Consider the following 17,571-nt stretch of genomic DNA (forward strand, 5'->3'; position numbering starts at 1 on the left):
GAGGCCCCAATCCCTGGCGCTGACAATGGGCTGCAGGTCATCGCTACAGGACCGATCTGACGCGTAAATATGCCTTTGGCCGTTTTAGGCGTGCCCTGGCGCGGTTGCGGGCTTTATAATGCTCGGCAGTTTTCCGTCCTCGTACAGGTGTTCCCCTATGAAACGTCCAAGTTGTCGCGCTGCCGATCAGCTCCGCTCGATCCGCATCACCCGCAACTACACCAAACACGCCGAGGGATCTGTACTGGTCGAGTTCGGTGATACCAAGGTGATTTGCACTGTCAGTGTCGAGAATGGCGTGCCGCGCTTCCTCAAGGGACAGGGTCAAGGTTGGCTGACAGCCGAATACGGCATGCTGCCGCGGTCCACCGGCGAGCGTAACCAGCGTGAAGCCAGCCGTGGCAAGCAAGGCGGCCGCACCCTGGAGATCCAGCGCCTTATCGGTCGCTCCCTGCGCGCCGCCCTGGACATGTCCAAGCTGGGCGACATCACCCTGTATGTCGATTGCGATGTGATCCAGGCTGATGGTGGCACCCGTACCGCATCGATCACTGGCGCGATGGTGGCTCTGGTCGACGCCTTAAAAGTGATCAAGAAGCGCGGTGGCCTGAAAGGCGGCGATCCATTGAAGCAGATGATTGCGGCAGTATCGGTGGGTATGTACCAGGGTGAGCCGGTCCTGGACCTGGATTACCTGGAAGACTCGGCCGCCGAAACCGACCTCAATGTCGTCATGACCAGCACCGGTGGTTTCATCGAAGTGCAGGGCACTGCCGAAGGTGCGCCGTTCCAGCCGGCCGAACTGAATGCGATGCTGGCCCTGGCCCAGCAAGGCATGAACGAAATCTTCCAACTGCAGCAGGCGGCACTCGCCGATTGATGGGCGCCGGTCTTCAGCAAGGAGAGCAGCATGAGTGATGAGCAGCTACCCCAGCCCACCCCGAGCCATGAAGTTCGGCAATGGGCAATGTTTTGTCACTTGTCCGCCTTGCTGGGGATCTGGGTTCCATTCGGTACATTGATCGGGCCGCTGATTCTTTGGCAGATGAAGCGCGAGACCGATCCCTTCATTGATGCACAAGGTAAGGAAGCGCTGAACTTTCAGTTGACTGTCGCTATCGCTTCGGCAGTCTGTTTCCTGCTGATGATCGTGATAATCGGTTTCTTTATGTTCGGCCTGCTGGCGATTGGTGCCCTGGTGTTGACCATCATCGGCGGAGTCAAGGCTGGAGAGGGAGTGCCATATCGGTACCCTTTCACCTGGCGCCTGATCAAATAGAGCGAGCACAAAAAAGCCGACTGTGATGTCGGCTTTTTTGTGGCTGTGAACGGACGCTTAGATGGTCAGTGTCCAGTCATAGTCCACGATCAGCGGCGCATGCTGCGAAAAACGCGGCTGACGCGGCAAGCGTGCGCTGCGGACAAAACGGCGCAGGCCGGGAGTCAGCAACTGATAGTCGAAGCGCGAGCCCAAGTTGAGCATCTCAGCCTGTTCGTTGTCCGGCCACCAGCTGTACTGGTCGCCTTCGCGACTGACTTCGCGCAGGGCATCGACATAGCCCATGTTGCCGATAATCTCGTCCATCCAGGCGCGCTCAGGTGCCAGGAAGCCCGGAGATTGCTGGCCGTCACGCCAGTTCTTGATATCCAGCTTCTGTTGCGCCACGTACAGCGAGCCACAATAAATGTACTCGCGACGTTTGCGTCGCTGCTTATCCAGATAGCGGGCGAAGTCGTCCATTAACTTGAACTTCTGGTTCAAGTCTTCATCGCCGTTCTGCCCTGATGGAAGCAGCAAGGTCGCGATGCTGACCTTGTCGAAATCGGCTTGCAGGTAGCGCCCGTAACGATCGGCTGTCTCGAAGCCGAGGCCGCTGATGACCGCCTTCGGCTGCAACCGCGAATACAAAGCCACACCGCCTTGGGCAGGGACTTCAGCATCGCAGGCATAAAGGAAGTAGCCATCCAGTTGGAAGGCTGGGTCGTCCAGTTCAAAGGCAGAGGCGCGGGTGTCCTGCAGGCAGATGACGTCGGCATTCTGTGCCTGCAGCCAACTGAGCAAACCACGCTCCACTGCAGCCTGAATACCATTGACGTTCACACTGATGATCCGCATAAATGGCCCCAAAAATCACGTGCGTGTATGATACCCGAGCTCTACCTAATTAGCTAAATCCGTGGTATCTGGGGTTTTTCATGCAGGCGTATCAGCGCGATTTCATTCGTTTTGCCATCGATCGCGGGGTTTTGCGCTTCGGTGAGTTCACCCTGAAGTCCGGGCGCACCAGCCCTTACTTCTTCAATGCCGGCCTGTTCAACAGCGGTTCGGCCCTGGCCCAGCTGGGGCGTTTCTATGCGGCGGCGATTGTCGACAGCGGCATTCCCTTCGATGTGCTGTTTGGCCCGGCTTATAAAGGCATTCCCTTGGCAGCAGCCACTGCAGTGGCTCTGGCTGAACATCATCAGCGCGATCTGCCTTGGTGCTTCAACCGCAAGGAAGCCAAGGCGCACGGTGAAGGCGGTAGCCTGGTGGGTGCGCCATTGACCGGCGATGTGCTGATCATCGATGACGTGATCACCGCCGGCACGGCAATTCGCGAGGTGATGCAGATCATCGAGTCCCAGGAAGGCGCCAAGGCGGCAGGTGTATTGATCGCACTGAACCGCGAGGAGCGTGGCAACGGTGAGTTGTCGGCGATCCAGGAAGTCGAGCGTGACTTCGGCATTCCAGTGGTGAGCATCGTTTCCCTGACCCAGGTCCTGCAGTTCCTGGCGGACGATCCGGCGCTCAAGCAACATCTGCCGGCAGTGCAAGCCTATCGCGCGCAGTACGGAATCTGACACTGTAGGAGCCGGCTTACCGGTGAAGAGACCTTTGAGTCCTGAGTTGCGCGTGTGAGCGCCTTCCCTGGCAAGCCTGCTCCTACACGAGCCAGCTCCTACAAAGATTGCGTAAATAAAAAAGCCCCCGCCCGAGATACCGGGCGGGGGCTTTTTTGTGGCTGTCGCTTAAGGGCGCTTGCGGTTGCTGATCAGGGTGCCGACACCGGTATCGGTGAAGATCTCCAGCAGAATCGCATTGGGTACGCGACCGTCGATGATCAGGGAGCTGCCGACGCCACCTTGTACCGCTTCCAGGGCGCAGCGGATTTTCGGCAGCATGCCGCCGTAGATAGTGCCATCGGCGATCAGTTCGTCCACCTGCTGGGTGCTAAGGCCGGTCAGGACCTTGCCGGACTTGTCCATCAGGCCAGCGATGTTGGTCAACAGCATCAGCTTTTCAGCTTTCAGTGCTTCAGCCACCTTCCCGGCGACCAGGTCGGCGTTGATGTTGTAGGACTCACCGTTGGCGCCCACGCCAATCGGCGCGATCACCGGAATGAAATCGCCCTTGACCAGCAGGTTCAGCAGATCGGTGTTGATCCCGACCACTTCGCCCACATGGCCGATATCGATGATTTCCGGCGTGGTCATCTCTGGAGTCTGGCGGGTCACGGTGAGCTTTTTCGCACGAATCAGCTCGGCATCTTTACCGGTCAGGCCGATGGCGCTGCCGCCGTGACGGTTGATCAGGTTGACGATGTCCTTGTTGACCTGGCCGCCGAGGACCATCTCCACCACGTCCATGGTTTGCGCGTCGGTCACGCGCATGCCATCGACGAAGTGGCTTTCGATCGACAGGCGCTTGAGCAGGTCACCGATTTGCGGGCCACCGCCGTGCACCACCACCGGGTTGATCCCGACAGCCTTCATCAGGACGATGTCGCGGGCGAAGCCGGTTTTCAGCTCCTCGCTCTCCATAGCGTTGCCGCCGTACTTGATCACCAGGGTCTTGCCGACATAGCGGCGAATGTAAGGCAGCGCTTCGGATAGGACCTTGGCGGTATTGGCGGCGGCATCGCGTTCGATGGTCATTCAGGGCTCCGGTGCTTCAAACAGTCAAAACGGTAGTTGGAGGTCAGGTGCAACACGTTTCAGCTGGACGTGGAACACGTCCTTAATCCGCTGCAGCTCGGCTTCGTCATCAGCCTCGAAGCGCAGCACCAGCACAGGGGTAGTATTGGAGGCGCGAACCAGGCCCCAGCCCTTGGCATAGTCGACTCGCACCCCGTCAATGGTGGTCAGGTCAGCGCCTGCGCCCCACTGCGCGTCGTGCAAGGCATCAATGATGCTGAATTTGCTCTCTTCGGTCACATGGATATTGATTTCCGGCGTAGAAATATCGTTCGGGAAGGTCGCGAACAGCTCTTCTGCGGTGGATGTTTCCTTGCTGAGAATCTCCAGCAACCGTGCGGCGCTGTAAATGCCGTCGTCGAAACCGAACCAGCGCTCCTTGAAGAACACATGGCCGCTCATCTCGCCGGCCAGCAGGGCGCCGGTTTGTTTCATTTTCTTTTTGATCAACGAGTGACCGGTTTTCCACATTAGCGGGCGACCGCCATATTCCTTGATCAGCGGAATCAGGCGCCGAGTGCACTTGACGTCGAAGATGATCTCCGCATCCGGGTTGCGCGCCACCACGTCCTTGGCGAACAGCATCAGCAGGCGATCGGGGAAGACGATGCTGCCAGTGTTGGTCACCACGCCGACGCGATCGCCGTCACCGTCGAAGGCCAGGCCCAGGTCGGCGCCGGTTTCCTTGACCTTGGCGATCAGGTCTTCAAGGTTCTCGGGTTTGCCCGGGTCCGGGTGATGATTGGGGAAGTTGCCGTCTACCTCGCAGAACAACGGAATGACTTCGCAGTTCAAGGCCTCGATCAGTTGCGGAGCAATGACCCCGGCGGCGCCGTTGCCGCAATCCACCACGACTTTCAGGCGGCGAGCCAGCTTCACGTCTCGGGCGATCTCTTCGGCGTAGCGCGGCAGGATATCGACCTTGGTGATGCTGCCCTGGGCGCTGCTCAGGTTGTTGGTCTTGAGGCGCTGGTGCAGGGCTTGGATCTGTTCGTTGGCCAGGGTGTCGCCGGCGATGACGATCTTGAAACCGTTGTAGTTCGACGGGTTGTGGCTGCCGGTGAGCATCACCCCGGACTTGCCGGCCAGGACGTTGGCGGCGTAGTACAGGGCGGGGGTCGGCACCAGGCCGACATCGCTGACGTGGCAGCCGCTGTCGTGCAGGCCCTGAATCAGTTGCTCCACCAGCTCCGGGCCGGACAGGCGGCCGTCCCTGCCTACGCAGACGTTGGGTTCGCCCTGAGCCAGGCTCTGGGAGCCAACGGCGCGGCCGATCCAGTAGGCGGTCTCTGCGGTCAGGGTTTGCGGTACAACACCGCGGATGTCATAGGCGCGGAAGATGCTCTCGGGAAATGTCGGGGCGACTTTGGCTGCGTTGCTCATCACTGAGGGTGCTCCATTTGAAGAGGGGGCAGTACGGCCGGGGAAATGACGGGCCGGCGGGCTCAAACTGAAGGGTATGACGGCGTTTTCAGCGTAGAGTTCGTACTGTGTAAGTGCCATCTGGAGGGCACTTGCCGCTCCGCGGACGCTCAAGGGCCTGATTTGACGGGCCCGAGGGGGCATGCGGAAACCGGCGGTCATTTATCCTGAAGTGCCCTGCCGTCACCCTGGGGGCGGACCAGGTGTCCGGCCCCAGGGCACGCAATCAGTGACTGCCGGAGTGGCCGAAACCGCCTGCGCCGCGCTGGCTTTCATCAAAAGCCTCAACCACTTCGAAGTGCGCCTGCACTACCGGCACCAGCACCAGTTGGGCGATACGCTCGCCGACGGCGATATTGAAGGCGGTCTGGCCGCGGTTCCAGCAGGAAACCATCAGTTCGCCCTGGTAGTCCGAGTCGATCAGGCCGACCAGGTTACCCAGCACGATGCCGTGTTTGTGGCCCAGGCCGGAGCGCGGCAGGATCAGCGCCGCCAGGCCCGGATCGCCAATGTAGACCGACAGCCCGGTCGGGATCAGCAGCGTCTGGCCTGGCTCCAGGATGGTGTCTTCCTTGAGCATGGCGCGCAGGTCGAGGCCGGCGGAGCCCGGCGTGGCGTACTGCGGCAGAGGGAATTCGTTGCCGATGCGTGGGTCGAGGATCTTGGCTTGTAGAGCGTGCATTGAAGTTAAACCTGGTTCAGCCGTTCGGCGATAAAAGAGATCAGTTGGCGGGCAATCTTGCCCTTGCTGGTCTGGGCGAAGAGAGTTGCGTGCAACTCCCGGTCAATCACGCTGCAGGCGTTTTCCTCGCTGTTGAAGCCAATGCTCGGGTTGGCTACGTCGTTGGCGACGATCAGGTCGAGGTTCTTGTCCTTCAATTTGCGTGCAGCGTAGTCGAGCAGATTTTCGGTTTCGGCGGCGAAACCGACACTGAATGGCCGATCCGGCCGCGTAGCGATGGTGGCCAGGATATCTGGATTGCGCACCATCTGTAGTAGCAGGCCGTCACCTTTCGTAGGGTCTTTCTTTAATTTCTGTGGGGCGACGACTTCCGGGCGGTAGTCCGCGACCGCCGCGGAGGCGATGAAAACGTCACACGGAATGGCCGCCTCGCAGGCCGCGAGCATGTCGCGAGCGCTGACTACGTCGATCCGAGTGACTCTGTCGGGGGTCGGCAGGTGCACCGGTCCGGTGATCAGGGTGACCCGGGCGCCGGCCTCGACGGCTGCCTCGGCCAGGGCGAAGCCCATTTTTCCTGAGCTATGGTTGGTGATGTAGCGCACCGGATCGATGTTTTCCTGAGTCGGCCCGGCGGTGATCAGCAAGTGTTTGCCGGTCAGTGCCAGGTGCTGGAAGCAGTCGGCGGCGCACAGCGCCAGATCGTTGGCTTCCAGCATGCGGCCCAGGCCGACGTCGCCACAGGCCTGGCTTCCGGAGGCTGGGCCGAAGACTCGCAGGCCACGGCTTTGCAGCAATTGGGTGTTGGCCTGGGTGGCCGGGTCGCGCCACATGGCCTGGTTCATCGCTGGAGCGATGGCGACGATGGCGTCCGTGGCCAGGACCAGGGTGGTCAGCAGGTCATCGGCGATGCCCTGGGCCAGGCGGGCGATCAGGTCGGCCGTGGCGGGGGCGATCAGCACCAGATCGGCCCATTTGGCCAGTTCGATGTGACCCATGGCGGCTTCGGCGGCCGGGTCCAGCAGGTCGAGGTGGACCGGGTGCCCGGAGAGGGCCTGCATGGTCAGCGGGGTGATGAACTCACTGCCGCCCCGGGTCATGACCACACGCACTTCGGCGCCCTGGTCGAGGAGTCGGCGAACCAGCTCCGCGCTCTTATAGGCGGCAATGCCGCCGCCGACGCCGAGCACGATGCGTTTCCGATACAGCCGCTGCATAGGCCTGTTTTTCCGTTAAGTGATTGCTGCGTGGCATGCCCCCTCCCCAGGTGAAATACCACGCAAAAAAGAGGGGGCTAAGATAGCACAGCGCCCGCTGCCGAACAGCGGCGCCATGCACAGGGAGGTGTGATGAGTATTCGTGATTGGCCTGCGGCGGAGCGCCCGCGGGAACGGCTTCTGGAGCAGGGCGCCATAAGCCTTTCCGACGCCGAATTGCTGGCTATTTTCTTGCGCACCGGGGTGGCTGGAAAAAGTGCGGTCGACCTGGCGCGGCACCTGTTGCATCGCTTCGGCAGCTTGCGCAGTCTGCTGGAAGCCGATCAGTTGACCTTCACCCGCCAGCTGGGATTGGGGCCGGCCAAGTACGCACTGTTGCAAGCGGTGTTGGAGATGGCGCGTCGGCATCTGGCAGAAAAACTCCACCGCCAGTCAGCCTTGGAAAGTCCGTTGGTGGTGCGCGATTACCTGAAGTCGATGTTGCGACATGAGCCCCACGAGGTGTTTGGCTGTCTGTTTCTCGACACCAAGCATCGGGTGCTGGCCTTTGAGGTGCTGTTCCACGGTTCCATCGACAGCACCACGGTGTACCCGCGACAAGTGCTCAAGCGCACCCTGGCGCATAACGCGGCAGCGGTAATTCTCTGTCACAACCACCCATCGGGCATCTCTGAGCCCAGCCCGGCCGATCGGGTGGTGACCCGGCGTTTGCAAGAAGCCCTGGAGTTGATCGATGTAAGGGTGCTGGATCACTTCATCGTGGGAGAGGGCGATCCGTTGTCCATGGCCGAGTATGGCTGGATCTGAAGGCAGCCAGCCTCAAGGTCGGTACTGACCCTGAAGCTGGCCGACGTGTCACTTGACGCTGACCTTCGAGTAATCCTGGCGGCCGAAGGGGCTCACTTGATAGCCCTCGACCTGTTTGCGGGTCAGGGCGAAAGCGGTCGGGTGAGCCAGAGGGAGCCACAGCGCTTGCTGCTGGATCTGGGTCTGGGCCTGCTGGTACAGCTTGCTGCGCACACCCTGTTCGCTGGTGGTCTTGCCGGCGGTAATCAGCTTGTCCAGGTTCTGATCGCAGTAGCGTGCGAAGTTGGTGCCGGATTTGACTGCTGCGCAGGTGAACTGTGGTGTGAGGAAGTTATCCGGGTCGCCGTTGTCGCCGGCCCAGCCCATGAACAGCAGGTCATGTTCGCCGGCCTTGGCTCGGCGGATCAGCTCGCCCCATTCGATCACGCGGATTTCTGCCTGGATTCCCACTTGGGCCAGGTCCGCCTGCAGCAGTTGGGCGCCCAGGCTCGGGTTGGGGTTGAGCAGGCTGCCGGAAGGGCGGGTCCAGATTGTGGTCTCGAAGCCGTTTTTAAGGCCTGCCTTGGCCAGCAGTTGACGAGCCTTTTCCGGGTCGTGGGTGTAGCCCGGCAGCTCTTTGGCGTAGCTCCAGGTATTAGCCGGGTAGGGGCCATTGGCGGCCTCGGCGGTGCCTTCGAACACAGTCTTGAGGTAATGGGCCTTGTCAAAGGCCAGGTTGATCGCCTGGCGCACTTCGGGTTTGTCCAGGGGCGGATGCTGGCTGTTGATCGCAACGAAGGCTGTCATGAAGGCTGCCGTTTTCTCGATCTTCAGCGTTGGATCATCACTGGCGGCTTGTACGTCCAGGGGCTTGGGTGACAGGGCGATCTGGCACTCATTGCGCCGCAGTTTCTGCAGGCGCACGTTGGCGTCCGGAGTGATGGCGAAAATCAGGGAGTCCAGCGCCGGTTTGCCAGCAAAGTAGTCGCGGTTGGCCTTGTAGCGGATCGAGGCGTCTTTCTGGAAGCGCCCGAAAATGAACGGGCCGCTGCCGATGGGCTGGCTGTTGAGCTTCTCCGGGGTGCCGGCCTTGAGTAACTGATCGGCGTACTCCGCGGAGTAGATCGAGGCAAAGCCCATGCTCAGGGTGGGGAGAAAGGTCGAGTCAGCGTGATCCAGGGTAAAGCGCACCGTCAGCGGGTCCAGGGCGTCGATCTTCTTGATCAGGCTGGGCAACTGCAGGGATTGTGCGTGTGGGAAGCCGCTCTGGGCGATCTTGTGCCACGGGTGGGCTGGGTCGAGCATGCGCTCGAAGCTGAATTTGACGTCTTCGGCGGTCAGCTCGCGGCTGGGATTGAAGTAGTCGGTACGGTGAAACTTGACCTTGGGATGCAGCTTGAAGACATAGCTCAGGCCATCCGGTGAGACTTCCCAGCTATCGGCGAGGCTGGGGACCACCTTGCCGCTGACGGCGTCGAATTCCACCAGGCGGTTCATCAGCACGTCGGCGGACGCGTTGGTGGTGGTCAGCGAGTTGTACTGCACCACGTCGAAGCCCTCCGGGCTGGCTTCGGTGCAGACGCTCAACGCGGCGGCCTGGGCCAATGGGCTCAGAAGAGGGGCGAGCAGGAGCGGGAGGGCGGCAAGACGCATGGTCGGGTTCCTTGTGCAGATCGAAAGCCCATCTGCGAGTGCAGTCTGGAAATGCCTTACCCTAGTGGCCTCTTTGTAAAATGACTATCCCTTTTGTATTCGACATTGAAACCTGGGACGCGGTCAGGGCTGGAGCCGTGATTTTGTGTAGGGATGCTCGTGTTCAGCAGCAGATTTTTTCCCGAGGTTTCGAGAGAAATATATTCTGCGACGAGCGGTAGATTTCTGCGGTAGCCTTTGCCGCAGGCGTCCGGCGCAAGAAAATCAGGACTTTTCATCATCCTGCACACAGCGGCTGTTGTTGCTATGGGGTCTTTCTGGTATAAAGCAGCGCTCTTTTCTAGGGGCCCGGTTCCTTCGCTTGTAGGTGTAGCCGGTAAGACCCTAAAGAAACGCGGCGCCTGGCGCCAAATGACTGAGAGATTAAGCGGCCAACCCATGCCGGGTTGGGCATGTGGTTTTAGAGGGCTGAGGCATGTCTAGAGTCTGTCAAGTTACCGGTAAGGGTCCGGTGACTGGGAATAACATTTCCCACGCAAACAACAAAACCCGTCGTCGTTTCCTGCCGAACCTGCAGCATCACCGCTTCTGGGTTGAGTCCGAGAAACGCTTTGTGCGTCTGCGCGTATCTGCCAAAGGCATGCGTATCATCGACAAGCGCGGCATTGATGTCGTGCTGGCCGAAATCCGTCGCGATGGCGGCAAGGTTTAAGGGAGCTAATCATGCGTGAATTGATTCGTTTGATCTCGAGCGCCGGTACTGGTCACTTCTACACTACCGACAAGAACAAGCGTACTACTCCGGACAAAATCGAGATCAAGAAATATGATCCGGTTGTTCGTAAGCACGTGATCTACAAGGAAGGCAAAATCAAGTAATTGATTTTTCTTCTGACAAAAAAACCCGCCTTCAAGCGGGTTTTTTTGTGCCTGGGATTCAGGCCTTCTGTTCGAAGGCCACGTAGACCTTGCGGCAGGGCTCCAGCACTTCCCAGGTGCCTTTGAAGCCGGCCGGGATCACAAAGCGGTCGCCAGAGCGCAGGGTCTTGGCGTTGCCATCGTTGTCTCGCAGCACCGACACGCCCTGGAGAATCTCGCAGTATTCGTGCTCGGTGAAGTTCACCGTCCATTGGCCCACCGCGCCTTCCCAGATCCCGGCATTGAGTTGCCCGCACGGGCTGGCGTAGTGGTTGAACACCGCTTGCTCGGGATCGCCCTTGAGCACTTTTTCCGGAGCGGGGCGGTAGCGTTCGCCCTCGGTGTTGGCCTGGCTGAAGTCGACGACGTTGTGGATGCTCATTCTTGTATTCCCCCGTGATTGCGGCGCGAGTGGCTATGAAGGCCAGAGTCTATGTTTATTAAAATGCACATAGCAATGCTGTTTGCCCGGGCTTTGTCAAATATATTGAAAGTACAGGGGTCGCTGGTTTAGGGTGGCGGGTGCCTTTGGCCGAAAACAGGCTGGCCGGGCAGAATTCTTCATGAGTGCCGGCGTAGTTCGCATGGCGCTTGTATTCAAATAAGAGGAGGACACTCGTATGACCACCCTGACTCGTGCCGATTGGGAACAACGTGCCCGCGACCTGAAAATCGAAGGCCGCGCCTACATCAATGGTGAATACACCGCTGCTGTTTCCAATGACACCTTCGAGTGCATCAGCCCGGTAGACGGTCGTGTGCTGGCAACCATTGCCAGCTGTGACGCCGCCGATGCCCAGCGTGCCGTGGACAATGCCCGCGCCACCTTCAACTCTGGCGTCTGGTCGCGCCTGGCGCCGGCCAAGCGCAAGTCCGTCATGATTCGTTTTGCCGGCCTGCTCAAGCAACACGCCCAGGAGCTCGCGCTCCTGGAAACCCTGGACATGGGCAAGCCCATCACCGACTCCCTGGAAATCGACGTGCCCGGCGCGGCGCAAGCCCTGAGCTGGAGCGGCGAGGCCATCGACAAGATCTACGACGAAGTCGCGGCCACCCCCCATGACCAACTGGGCCTGGTAACCCGTGAGCCGGTGGGTGTAGTTGCGGCCATCGTGCCGTGGAACTTCCCACTGATGATGGCCTGCTGGAAGCTGGGGCCGGCGCTGTCCACCGGTAACTCGGTGATCCTCAAGCCTTCGGAAAAATCCCCGCTGACCGCAATTCGCATTGCGGCTCTGGCGGTGGAAGCCGGGATTCCGGCTGGCGTGTTCAACGTGCTGCCCGGCTACGGTCACACCGTCGGCAAGGCCCTGGCCCTGCACATGGACGTGGACACCCTGGTGTTCACCGGCTCCACCAAGATCGCCAAGCAACTGCTGGTGTACTCCGGTGAATCCAACATGAAGCGCGTCTGGCTGGAAGCCGGTGGCAAAAGCCCGAACATCGTATTTGCCGATGCCCCGGACCTGCAGGCCGCCGCCGAATCGGCCGCCAGCGCCATTGCCTTCAACCAGGGCGAAGTCTGCACCGCCGGTTCCCGTCTGCTGGTGGAGCGTTCCATCAAGGACAAATTCCTGCCGCTGGTGATCGAGGCCCTGAAAGCCTGGAAACCGGGCAACCCACTGGACCCGGCCACCAACGTCGGCGCCCTGGTGGACACACAGCAGATGAACACCGTGCTGTCCTACATCGAGGCCGGTCACGCCGATGGCGCCAAGTTGGTGGCCGGTGGCAAGCGCACCCTGCAGGAGACAGGTGGTACCTACGTCGAACCGACGATTTTCGACGGCGTCAGCAACGCGATGAAGATTGCCCAGGAAGAAATCTTCGGCCCAGTGCTGTCAGTGATTGCGTTCGACAGCGTGGAAGAGGCGATCCAGATTGCCAACGACACTCCGTACGGATTGGCGGCGGCGGTCTGGACTGCAAACATCTCCAAGGCGCACCTGACGGCCAAGGCGCTGCGTGCCGGCAGCGTCTGGATCAACCAGTACGACGGTGGCGACATGACCGCGCCGTTCGGCGGCTTCAAGCAGTCGGGCAATGGTCGGGACAAGTCGCTGCACGCGTTCGACAAGTACACCGAGCTGAAAGCGACCTGGATCAAGCTCTGAATCTTCGGGGTTGAGGCAATGGCGTCCGCAAGGGCGCTTGCGCCGACAAGCGCCACGCCTTACAGGCGTCTTTGTCCGAAGCTGTTGATCCACAGCGCAGCCGGACTTCCCGCGAGGGGAGTCCGGCTGTGTTGTCTGTGGCTTGCAGAATAATCATCCACAGGAGTGTGGAAATGCCTTGGGCGACCTATTTCGCCGTTTTATCCGCTGTCTTGAGTGTCGGCCTGGCCTTGGGCATGACCATGCCGCTGGTGTCCTTGCGCCTGGAAAGCTGGGGCTACGGACCCTTTGCCATCGGCGTGGTAGCGGCGATGCCGGCCATTGGCGTGCTGCTGGGCGCGAAGATTTCCAGTCGGCTGGCGGCCCGCTTCGGTACCGCCAACCTGATGCGCCTGTGCCTGTGGGCGGGTGCGCTCTCTATTGGACTGCTGGCGCTGTTGCCCAGCTATCCGGTGTGGCTGGCGTTGCGCCTGATTCTGGGCGTGGTGCTGACCATCATCTTCATTCTGGGGGAAAGCTGGATCAATCAGCTGGTGGTGGAGCAGTGGCGGGGACGGCTGGTGGCGTTGTATGGCAGCGGCTATGCCCTGAGTCAGCTGGCCGGCCCCTTGCTGCTTGGCGTCCTGGGGACCACGCAGGACTACGGCTTCTGGGTCTCGGTGGGATTGCTGGTGGCGGCGCCCTTGCTGCTGTTGGGGCGTAGCGGAGCGCCGAGCACCGAGTCTTGCAATGTCACCCTGATCGACCTCTGGCGCTTCTGTCAGACGTTGCCGGCGATTGGTTGGGCGGTGGCCTTGTTCGCGACTTTCGAGGCTCTGATCCTGACCTTGCTTCCGGTTTATTGCTTGAGCCAGGGCTTCACCGAGGACGTGGCCCTGGCCATGGTCAGCACCGTAGTGGTGGGCGATGCGTTGTTGCAGCTGCCGATCGGCGCCTTGGCTGATCGCGTCTCCCGGCGCGGCCTGTTCACCGGTTGCGCGGTGATCCTGCTGTGCTCCAGCCTGGCCATTCCCCTGCTGTTGGACAGCGTATTGATCTGGCCGTTGTGGGTGCTGTTCGGGGCCAGCGCTGGTGGGCTGTTCACCTTGTCGCTGATCCTGATCGGCGAGCGTTATCGCGACGATGCTTTGGTACGAGCCAATGCTCATGTGGCGCAGCTGTGGGGTATCGGTTGTCTGATCGGTCCCTTGGTGGCAGGGGCGGGCAGCCAGTGGGTCAGCGGCCATGCGATGTTGCTGCTGGTGGCGGCGGGCGCCTTTGGCCTGTTGCTTCTGCTGCTGCGTCAGGGCGCTTTTGGCAGCGTCCAGGCGCAACCCTTGTAGCGCTTCAAAGCATGCGCTCCAGACCGATGCGAGTGCTCAGCCAGGCATTGATGCGTCGCCACCAACTGCCGGGCTCGTGGCTCAGACTGTGCAACTGCCCATGGTCCTCGGTGATCCAGACCAGCTTGCCGTCCTCCAGTTTGACCTGGTAGCTGAGGGGCGGCGCCATCCCTTGCAGGGCCAGGGCGCGTACATGCTCGGCCAGTTCGGGGCTGTCCACCAGCACCCCGACCTCGGTGTTCCACAGCACTGAGCGTGAATCGAAATTGAACGAGCCGATAAAGCTCTTCTGTCGGTCGAAGACCATCGCCTTGCTGTGCAGGCTGGAGTCCGAGCCCTTCAAGGAACGGCTGTGGAACAGCCGCGGACCGCTGCCGCCGCCCCGCTCTGCGGGTTGCCTGCGCAACTCGTAGAGCTTCACGCCGTGTTCCAGCAAGGCCTTGCGATAGGGCGCGTAGCCGCCATGCACCACCGGCACGTCGGTGGCTTCCAGGGCGTTGGTCAAGAGGCTGACCGCGACCCCGGCGTCAGCCCGGCCGGTCAGGTACACCAGCCCCGGCTGGCCCGGGACGAAGTAGGCCGAGACCATGATCAGTTCCTTGCTCACGCCCTTGAGTTCCGGTGCCAACTGGGTGGTCAGCAGCAAGTGCGGGTCGGGATCGCCCTTGGCCAGGACCTTGGTGGGGGCGTCCCACAGGGCCTGGTTCCAGGCCCAGATCAGTTCCTTGCGCCAGATATCCATGCGCGGCTGGGTCTGGTAGGTCATCAGCTGGCGATACAGGGCCTGGTTTTGCCGGTGGCTGTCCTGTAGCGACTCTTCCAGGCGCTGGCGGGTGTTGTTCAGGGCCTGGGTTGAAGGTGCGTAAGACAGGAACTCGCCTATGGGCCGGCTCAGGGCACTGTTCCAGTATTGATCGAAGCTATGGCCCAGCTGTTCGGCCACGGGGCCTGCGCTGAACATGTCGATGTCGGTGAAGTTGAGATTGGGTTCGGCATCGAAGTATTCATCGCCGATGTTGCGCCCGCCGACGATGGCCACGCTGTTGTCCGCCAGCCACAGCTTGTTGTGCATCCGGCGATGCTGTTGCGACAGGTTGAACAGGCGGCCCACGGCTCGGGTAACGCCGGTGCTGCGGCCCAGGTGCAGCGGGTTGAACAGGCGGACCTGGATCTGCGGGTGGGCGGCCAGGGTGGCGATGATCTGGTCCAGCCCGTCGCTGGTGGTGTCGTCCAGCAGGATGCGTACCCGCACACCTCGATCGGCAGCCTTGAGCAACTCGTCCACCAGCATCCGGGTGCTGATGCCGTCATGAACGATGTAGTACTGCAGGTCGAGGCTGCTCTGGGCGTTGCGGATCAGCTCGGCGCGGGCCATGAAGGCTTCGGTGCTGTTGGGCAGCAGGCGAAAGCCGGAGCGTCCCTGGTAGGGGGCGGCCTGGGCCCGGATGGACTGGGCGAAGCTGGAGTCACTGGCGGCCAACGCTTGGCTGGGCTGGTAAGGCACTTCCTGGGTGGCGCAGCCGCCTAGCCCGAGGGTCAGGATCAGCGGCAGGATAAACCCCTGTTTACGGCTCAAGTCAGGTCGTCTCGCATCGCGGCGCGGGTTGGCATGGGGCAGTGGGCTTCCTGCAACGTGACCCGGGGTTCAGTCCTGGGTTTCGCTGAGCAGCTTGATGGCTGCGGAGCCGACTTTGCGTACCGCGTCTTCGATCTGCGCGGTTGGCTTGGCAGCGTAGTTCATCCGCAGGCAATTGCGGTATTTGCCCGAGGCGGAAAAGATACTGCCCACGGCGATCTGCACGCCTTGGTCGAGCAATGCCCGGTTGAGTTTCAGAGCGTCGAAGCCTTCGGGCAGTTCGATCCACAGCATGAAACTGCCCTGGGGGCGACTGGCGCGGGTGCCCGTGGGGAAATAGCGGCTGACCCAATCGAGCATCAGGTCGCGATTGCGCTGGTATTGAGTGCGCATCTTGCGCAAATGTGGCTCGAAATGACCGCTTTTCAGGAATTCGGCGATGGCCACCTGGGGTTGCGGGGCGGTGGAGCCGGTACTGATGTACTTCATGTGCAGCACCCGCTCCAAGTAGCGGCCGGGTGCGACCCAGCCGATACGCAGGCCGGGGGCCAGGGTCTTGGAGAAGGAACTGCACAGCAGAACCCTGCCGTCATCGTCGAAGGACTTGATGGTTCGCGGGCGTGGATAGGTGTAGGCCAGTTCGCCATACACGTCGTCCTCGATGATCGCCACGTCGAAGCGCTGGGCCAGGGTCAGCAGGGCCCGCTTGCGCGACTCCGGCATGATGTAGCCCAAGGGATTGTTGCAGTTGGGGGTCAACTGTATGGCCTTGATCGGCCACTGCTCCAGGGCCAGTTCCAGGGCTTCCAGGCTGATCCCGGTAATAGGGTCGGTGGGGATTTCCAGGGCCTTCATGCCCAGCCCCTTGAGGGTCTGCATGGCGCCGTGAAAGCTCGGCGAGTCTACGGCGACGATGTCCCCGGGCTCGCAGATAGCGCGAATGCTGGAGGACAGGGCTTCATGGCAGCCAGTGGTGATCACCAGGTCATTGGCCCCCAGCTGGCAGCCCGAATCCAGCATCAGCCGCGCCACTTGCTCGCGCAATTCCAGCACGCCGTAGATGTTGTCGTAGTGCAGGCCGGGCATGTCCTGGCGCCGGCTGAGCCGGGCCAGGGCCCGTAGCAAGGGCTTCATGGTTGGCGTGGTGATGTCCGGCATGCCGCGGCCCAGTTGCACCACATCCTTGCGCGGCACCGCGCGGATCAATTCCAACACCTGGTCCCACTGGGAGATTTCCACCGGCCGCTGGGCCGGGCGACCGACTGCCGGCAGCGCAGGCAACTCACGGCTGGGGGGGACGAAGTACCCGGATTTTGGCTTGGGCATGGCCAGGCCGTTGTCTTCCAGTACACGGTAGGCCTGCTGCACGGTACTCAGGCTGACCCCGTGTTCTACGCTCAGCGCGCGCACCGAGGGCAGTCGATCACCGGGGCGATAGAAGCCCTGTTCGATGCGGGTGCCCAGGAGTTCGGCGAGGTTCACGTAGAGGGTCATGGCGTTGGCTCGAAGTGGCAGTCATGGAGGACCAGTACAGATGAGGCAAAAATACGGCATTCAGCGGGAATTTTGGCAAATCTGTATGGAAGTAATGCCGCTGTATTGGGTCTGTATTGGTTTTGCTATGGCGCCCATCATGCTCGCTCATGGCAACTTGAGTAAACAGGAGCAATGGAGATGAACGGCTTGAGCGATGTGCGGCTGTCGTTACGCGGTCAGGAGCTGGAAGTCGAGCAGGAGCGGGCGGCGGCGACCCTGTCGCGCACTACGCCGTCCGGGCTGGGAACCTGGGACCTGTACTGGCATCGATTGCGTACCCGCAAGGCGTTGCTGGAGTTGACCGCCGAGGAGTTGCGGGATGTGGGGCTGAGCCGCGAGGAGGCGCGGGCCGAAGGCCTCAAGCCTTTCTGGCGGCTGTAATCCGCGGCGACAA

17 protein-coding genes and 1 pseudogene are annotated in these 17,571 nt (G+C 61.2%); 9 read left to right on the forward strand and 9 right to left on the reverse strand.

The window, feature by feature from the left end; translation table 11 throughout:
• Positions 1-157: 157 nt before the first annotated feature.
• Positions 158-880, forward strand: a complete 723-nt coding sequence (gene rph, locus J5M73_RS01540; RefSeq protein WP_207814965.1) for a ribonuclease PH — start codon at positions 158-160, stop codon at positions 878-880.
• 30 nt (positions 881-910) lie between these two features.
• A complete protein-coding gene (locus tag J5M73_RS01545; protein ID WP_102862265.1) occupies positions 911-1,279 on the forward strand; it encodes a DUF4870 domain-containing protein in 369 nt (122 codons plus the stop codon).
• Between the two features lie 57 nt (positions 1,280-1,336).
• Here J5M73_RS01545 and J5M73_RS01550 read toward each other — a convergent pair whose 3' ends face one another.
• Positions 1,337-2,116: an exodeoxyribonuclease III gene (locus J5M73_RS01550; RefSeq protein WP_102862264.1), complete on the reverse strand. Its 780-nt coding sequence runs from the start codon at positions 2,114-2,116 to the stop codon at positions 1,337-1,339.
• An 80-nt stretch (positions 2,117-2,196) separates the two neighbouring features.
• On the opposite strand from J5M73_RS01550, the gene pyrE reads away from it, so the two are divergent.
• The gene (gene pyrE / locus J5M73_RS01555; RefSeq protein WP_102862263.1) at positions 2,197-2,841 is read left to right on the forward strand and encodes an orotate phosphoribosyltransferase; all 645 of its coding nucleotides are present in this window, start codon (positions 2,197-2,199) and stop codon (positions 2,839-2,841) included.
• Between the two features lie 168 nt (positions 2,842-3,009).
• Here the strand turns inward: pyrE and argB are convergent, their stop codons facing one another.
• From argB to coaBC, 4 genes and pseudogenes are all read right to left on the reverse strand, one after another.
• Positions 3,010-3,915, reverse strand: coding sequence for an acetylglutamate kinase (gene argB, locus J5M73_RS01560; protein ID WP_011064225.1), 906 nt, complete (start codon positions 3,913-3,915; stop codon positions 3,010-3,012).
• A gap of 24 nt (positions 3,916-3,939) precedes the next feature.
• A pseudogene (locus J5M73_RS01565) lies at positions 3,940-5,340 on the reverse strand (phosphomannomutase/phosphoglucomutase); the annotation flags it as partial.
• Positions 5,341-5,602: 262 nt separating this feature from the next.
• The gene (dut, locus tag J5M73_RS01570; protein WP_102862261.1) at positions 5,603-6,058 is read right to left on the reverse strand and encodes a dUTP diphosphatase; all 456 of its coding nucleotides are present in this window, start codon (positions 6,056-6,058) and stop codon (positions 5,603-5,605) included.
• A gap of 5 nt (positions 6,059-6,063) precedes the next feature.
• A complete protein-coding gene (gene coaBC / locus J5M73_RS01575; RefSeq protein WP_102862260.1) occupies positions 6,064-7,272 on the reverse strand; it encodes a bifunctional phosphopantothenoylcysteine decarboxylase/phosphopantothenate--cysteine ligase CoaBC in 1,209 nt (402 codons plus the stop codon).
• A gap of 132 nt (positions 7,273-7,404) precedes the next feature.
• On the opposite strand from coaBC, the gene radC reads away from it, so the two are divergent.
• Complete coding sequence (gene radC, locus J5M73_RS01580) at positions 7,405-8,079, forward strand: DNA repair protein RadC (protein WP_102862259.1); 675 nt, start codon at positions 7,405-7,407, stop codon at positions 8,077-8,079.
• Between the two features lie 48 nt (positions 8,080-8,127).
• Here the strand turns inward: radC and J5M73_RS01585 are convergent, their stop codons facing one another.
• The gene (locus J5M73_RS01585; protein ID WP_102862258.1) at positions 8,128-9,711 is read right to left on the reverse strand and encodes an ABC transporter substrate-binding protein; all 1,584 of its coding nucleotides are present in this window, start codon (positions 9,709-9,711) and stop codon (positions 8,128-8,130) included.
• Between the two features lie 475 nt (positions 9,712-10,186).
• Between J5M73_RS01585 and rpmB the strand changes: the two genes are divergently transcribed.
• On the forward strand, positions 10,187-10,423 hold the full coding sequence (gene rpmB / locus J5M73_RS01590; RefSeq protein WP_011064219.1) for a 50S ribosomal protein L28: 237 nt from the start codon (positions 10,187-10,189) through the stop codon (positions 10,421-10,423).
• An 11-nt stretch (positions 10,424-10,434) separates the two neighbouring features.
• Positions 10,435-10,590 (forward strand): 50S ribosomal protein L33, encoded by a 156-nt coding sequence (gene rpmG / locus J5M73_RS01595; protein ID WP_003177274.1) that lies wholly within the window; start codon positions 10,435-10,437, stop codon positions 10,588-10,590.
• 58 nt (positions 10,591-10,648) lie between these two features.
• Here the strand turns inward: rpmG and J5M73_RS01600 are convergent, their stop codons facing one another.
• Positions 10,649-11,011, reverse strand: a complete 363-nt coding sequence (locus tag J5M73_RS01600) for a cupin domain-containing protein (protein WP_102862257.1) — start codon at positions 11,009-11,011, stop codon at positions 10,649-10,651.
• A gap of 238 nt (positions 11,012-11,249) precedes the next feature.
• On the opposite strand from J5M73_RS01600, the gene J5M73_RS01605 reads away from it, so the two are divergent.
• Both J5M73_RS01605 and J5M73_RS01610 read left to right on the forward strand, forming a co-directional pair.
• Positions 11,250-12,743, forward strand: coding sequence for an aldehyde dehydrogenase (locus tag J5M73_RS01605; protein ID WP_102862256.1), 1,494 nt, complete (start codon positions 11,250-11,252; stop codon positions 12,741-12,743).
• A gap of 173 nt (positions 12,744-12,916) precedes the next feature.
• The gene (locus J5M73_RS01610; protein WP_102862255.1) at positions 12,917-14,065 is read left to right on the forward strand and encodes an MFS transporter; all 1,149 of its coding nucleotides are present in this window, start codon (positions 12,917-12,919) and stop codon (positions 14,063-14,065) included.
• 4 nt (positions 14,066-14,069) lie between these two features.
• On the opposite strand, the gene J5M73_RS01615 is transcribed toward J5M73_RS01610, so the two are convergent.
• Positions 14,070-15,641 (reverse strand): phospholipase D family protein, encoded by a 1,572-nt coding sequence (locus tag J5M73_RS01615; RefSeq protein ID WP_102862254.1) that lies wholly within the window; start codon positions 15,639-15,641, stop codon positions 14,070-14,072.
• Positions 15,642-15,710: 69 nt separating this feature from the next.
• Positions 15,711-17,135 (reverse strand): PLP-dependent aminotransferase family protein, encoded by a 1,425-nt coding sequence (locus tag J5M73_RS01620; RefSeq protein ID WP_102862253.1) that lies wholly within the window; start codon positions 17,133-17,135, stop codon positions 15,711-15,713.
• Positions 17,136-17,315: 180 nt separating this feature from the next.
• Here J5M73_RS01620 and J5M73_RS01625 point away from each other — a divergent pair, with 180 nt between their 5' ends.
• The gene (locus J5M73_RS01625; protein WP_102862252.1) at positions 17,316-17,558 is read left to right on the forward strand and encodes a DUF1127 domain-containing protein; all 243 of its coding nucleotides are present in this window, start codon (positions 17,316-17,318) and stop codon (positions 17,556-17,558) included.
• The last annotated feature ends 13 nt before the right edge of the window (positions 17,559-17,571 follow it).

Source organism: Pseudomonas sp. 50_B (assembly GCF_017491625.1).
Lineage (GTDB): Bacteria > Pseudomonadota > Gammaproteobacteria > Pseudomonadales > Pseudomonadaceae > Aquipseudomonas > Aquipseudomonas danubii.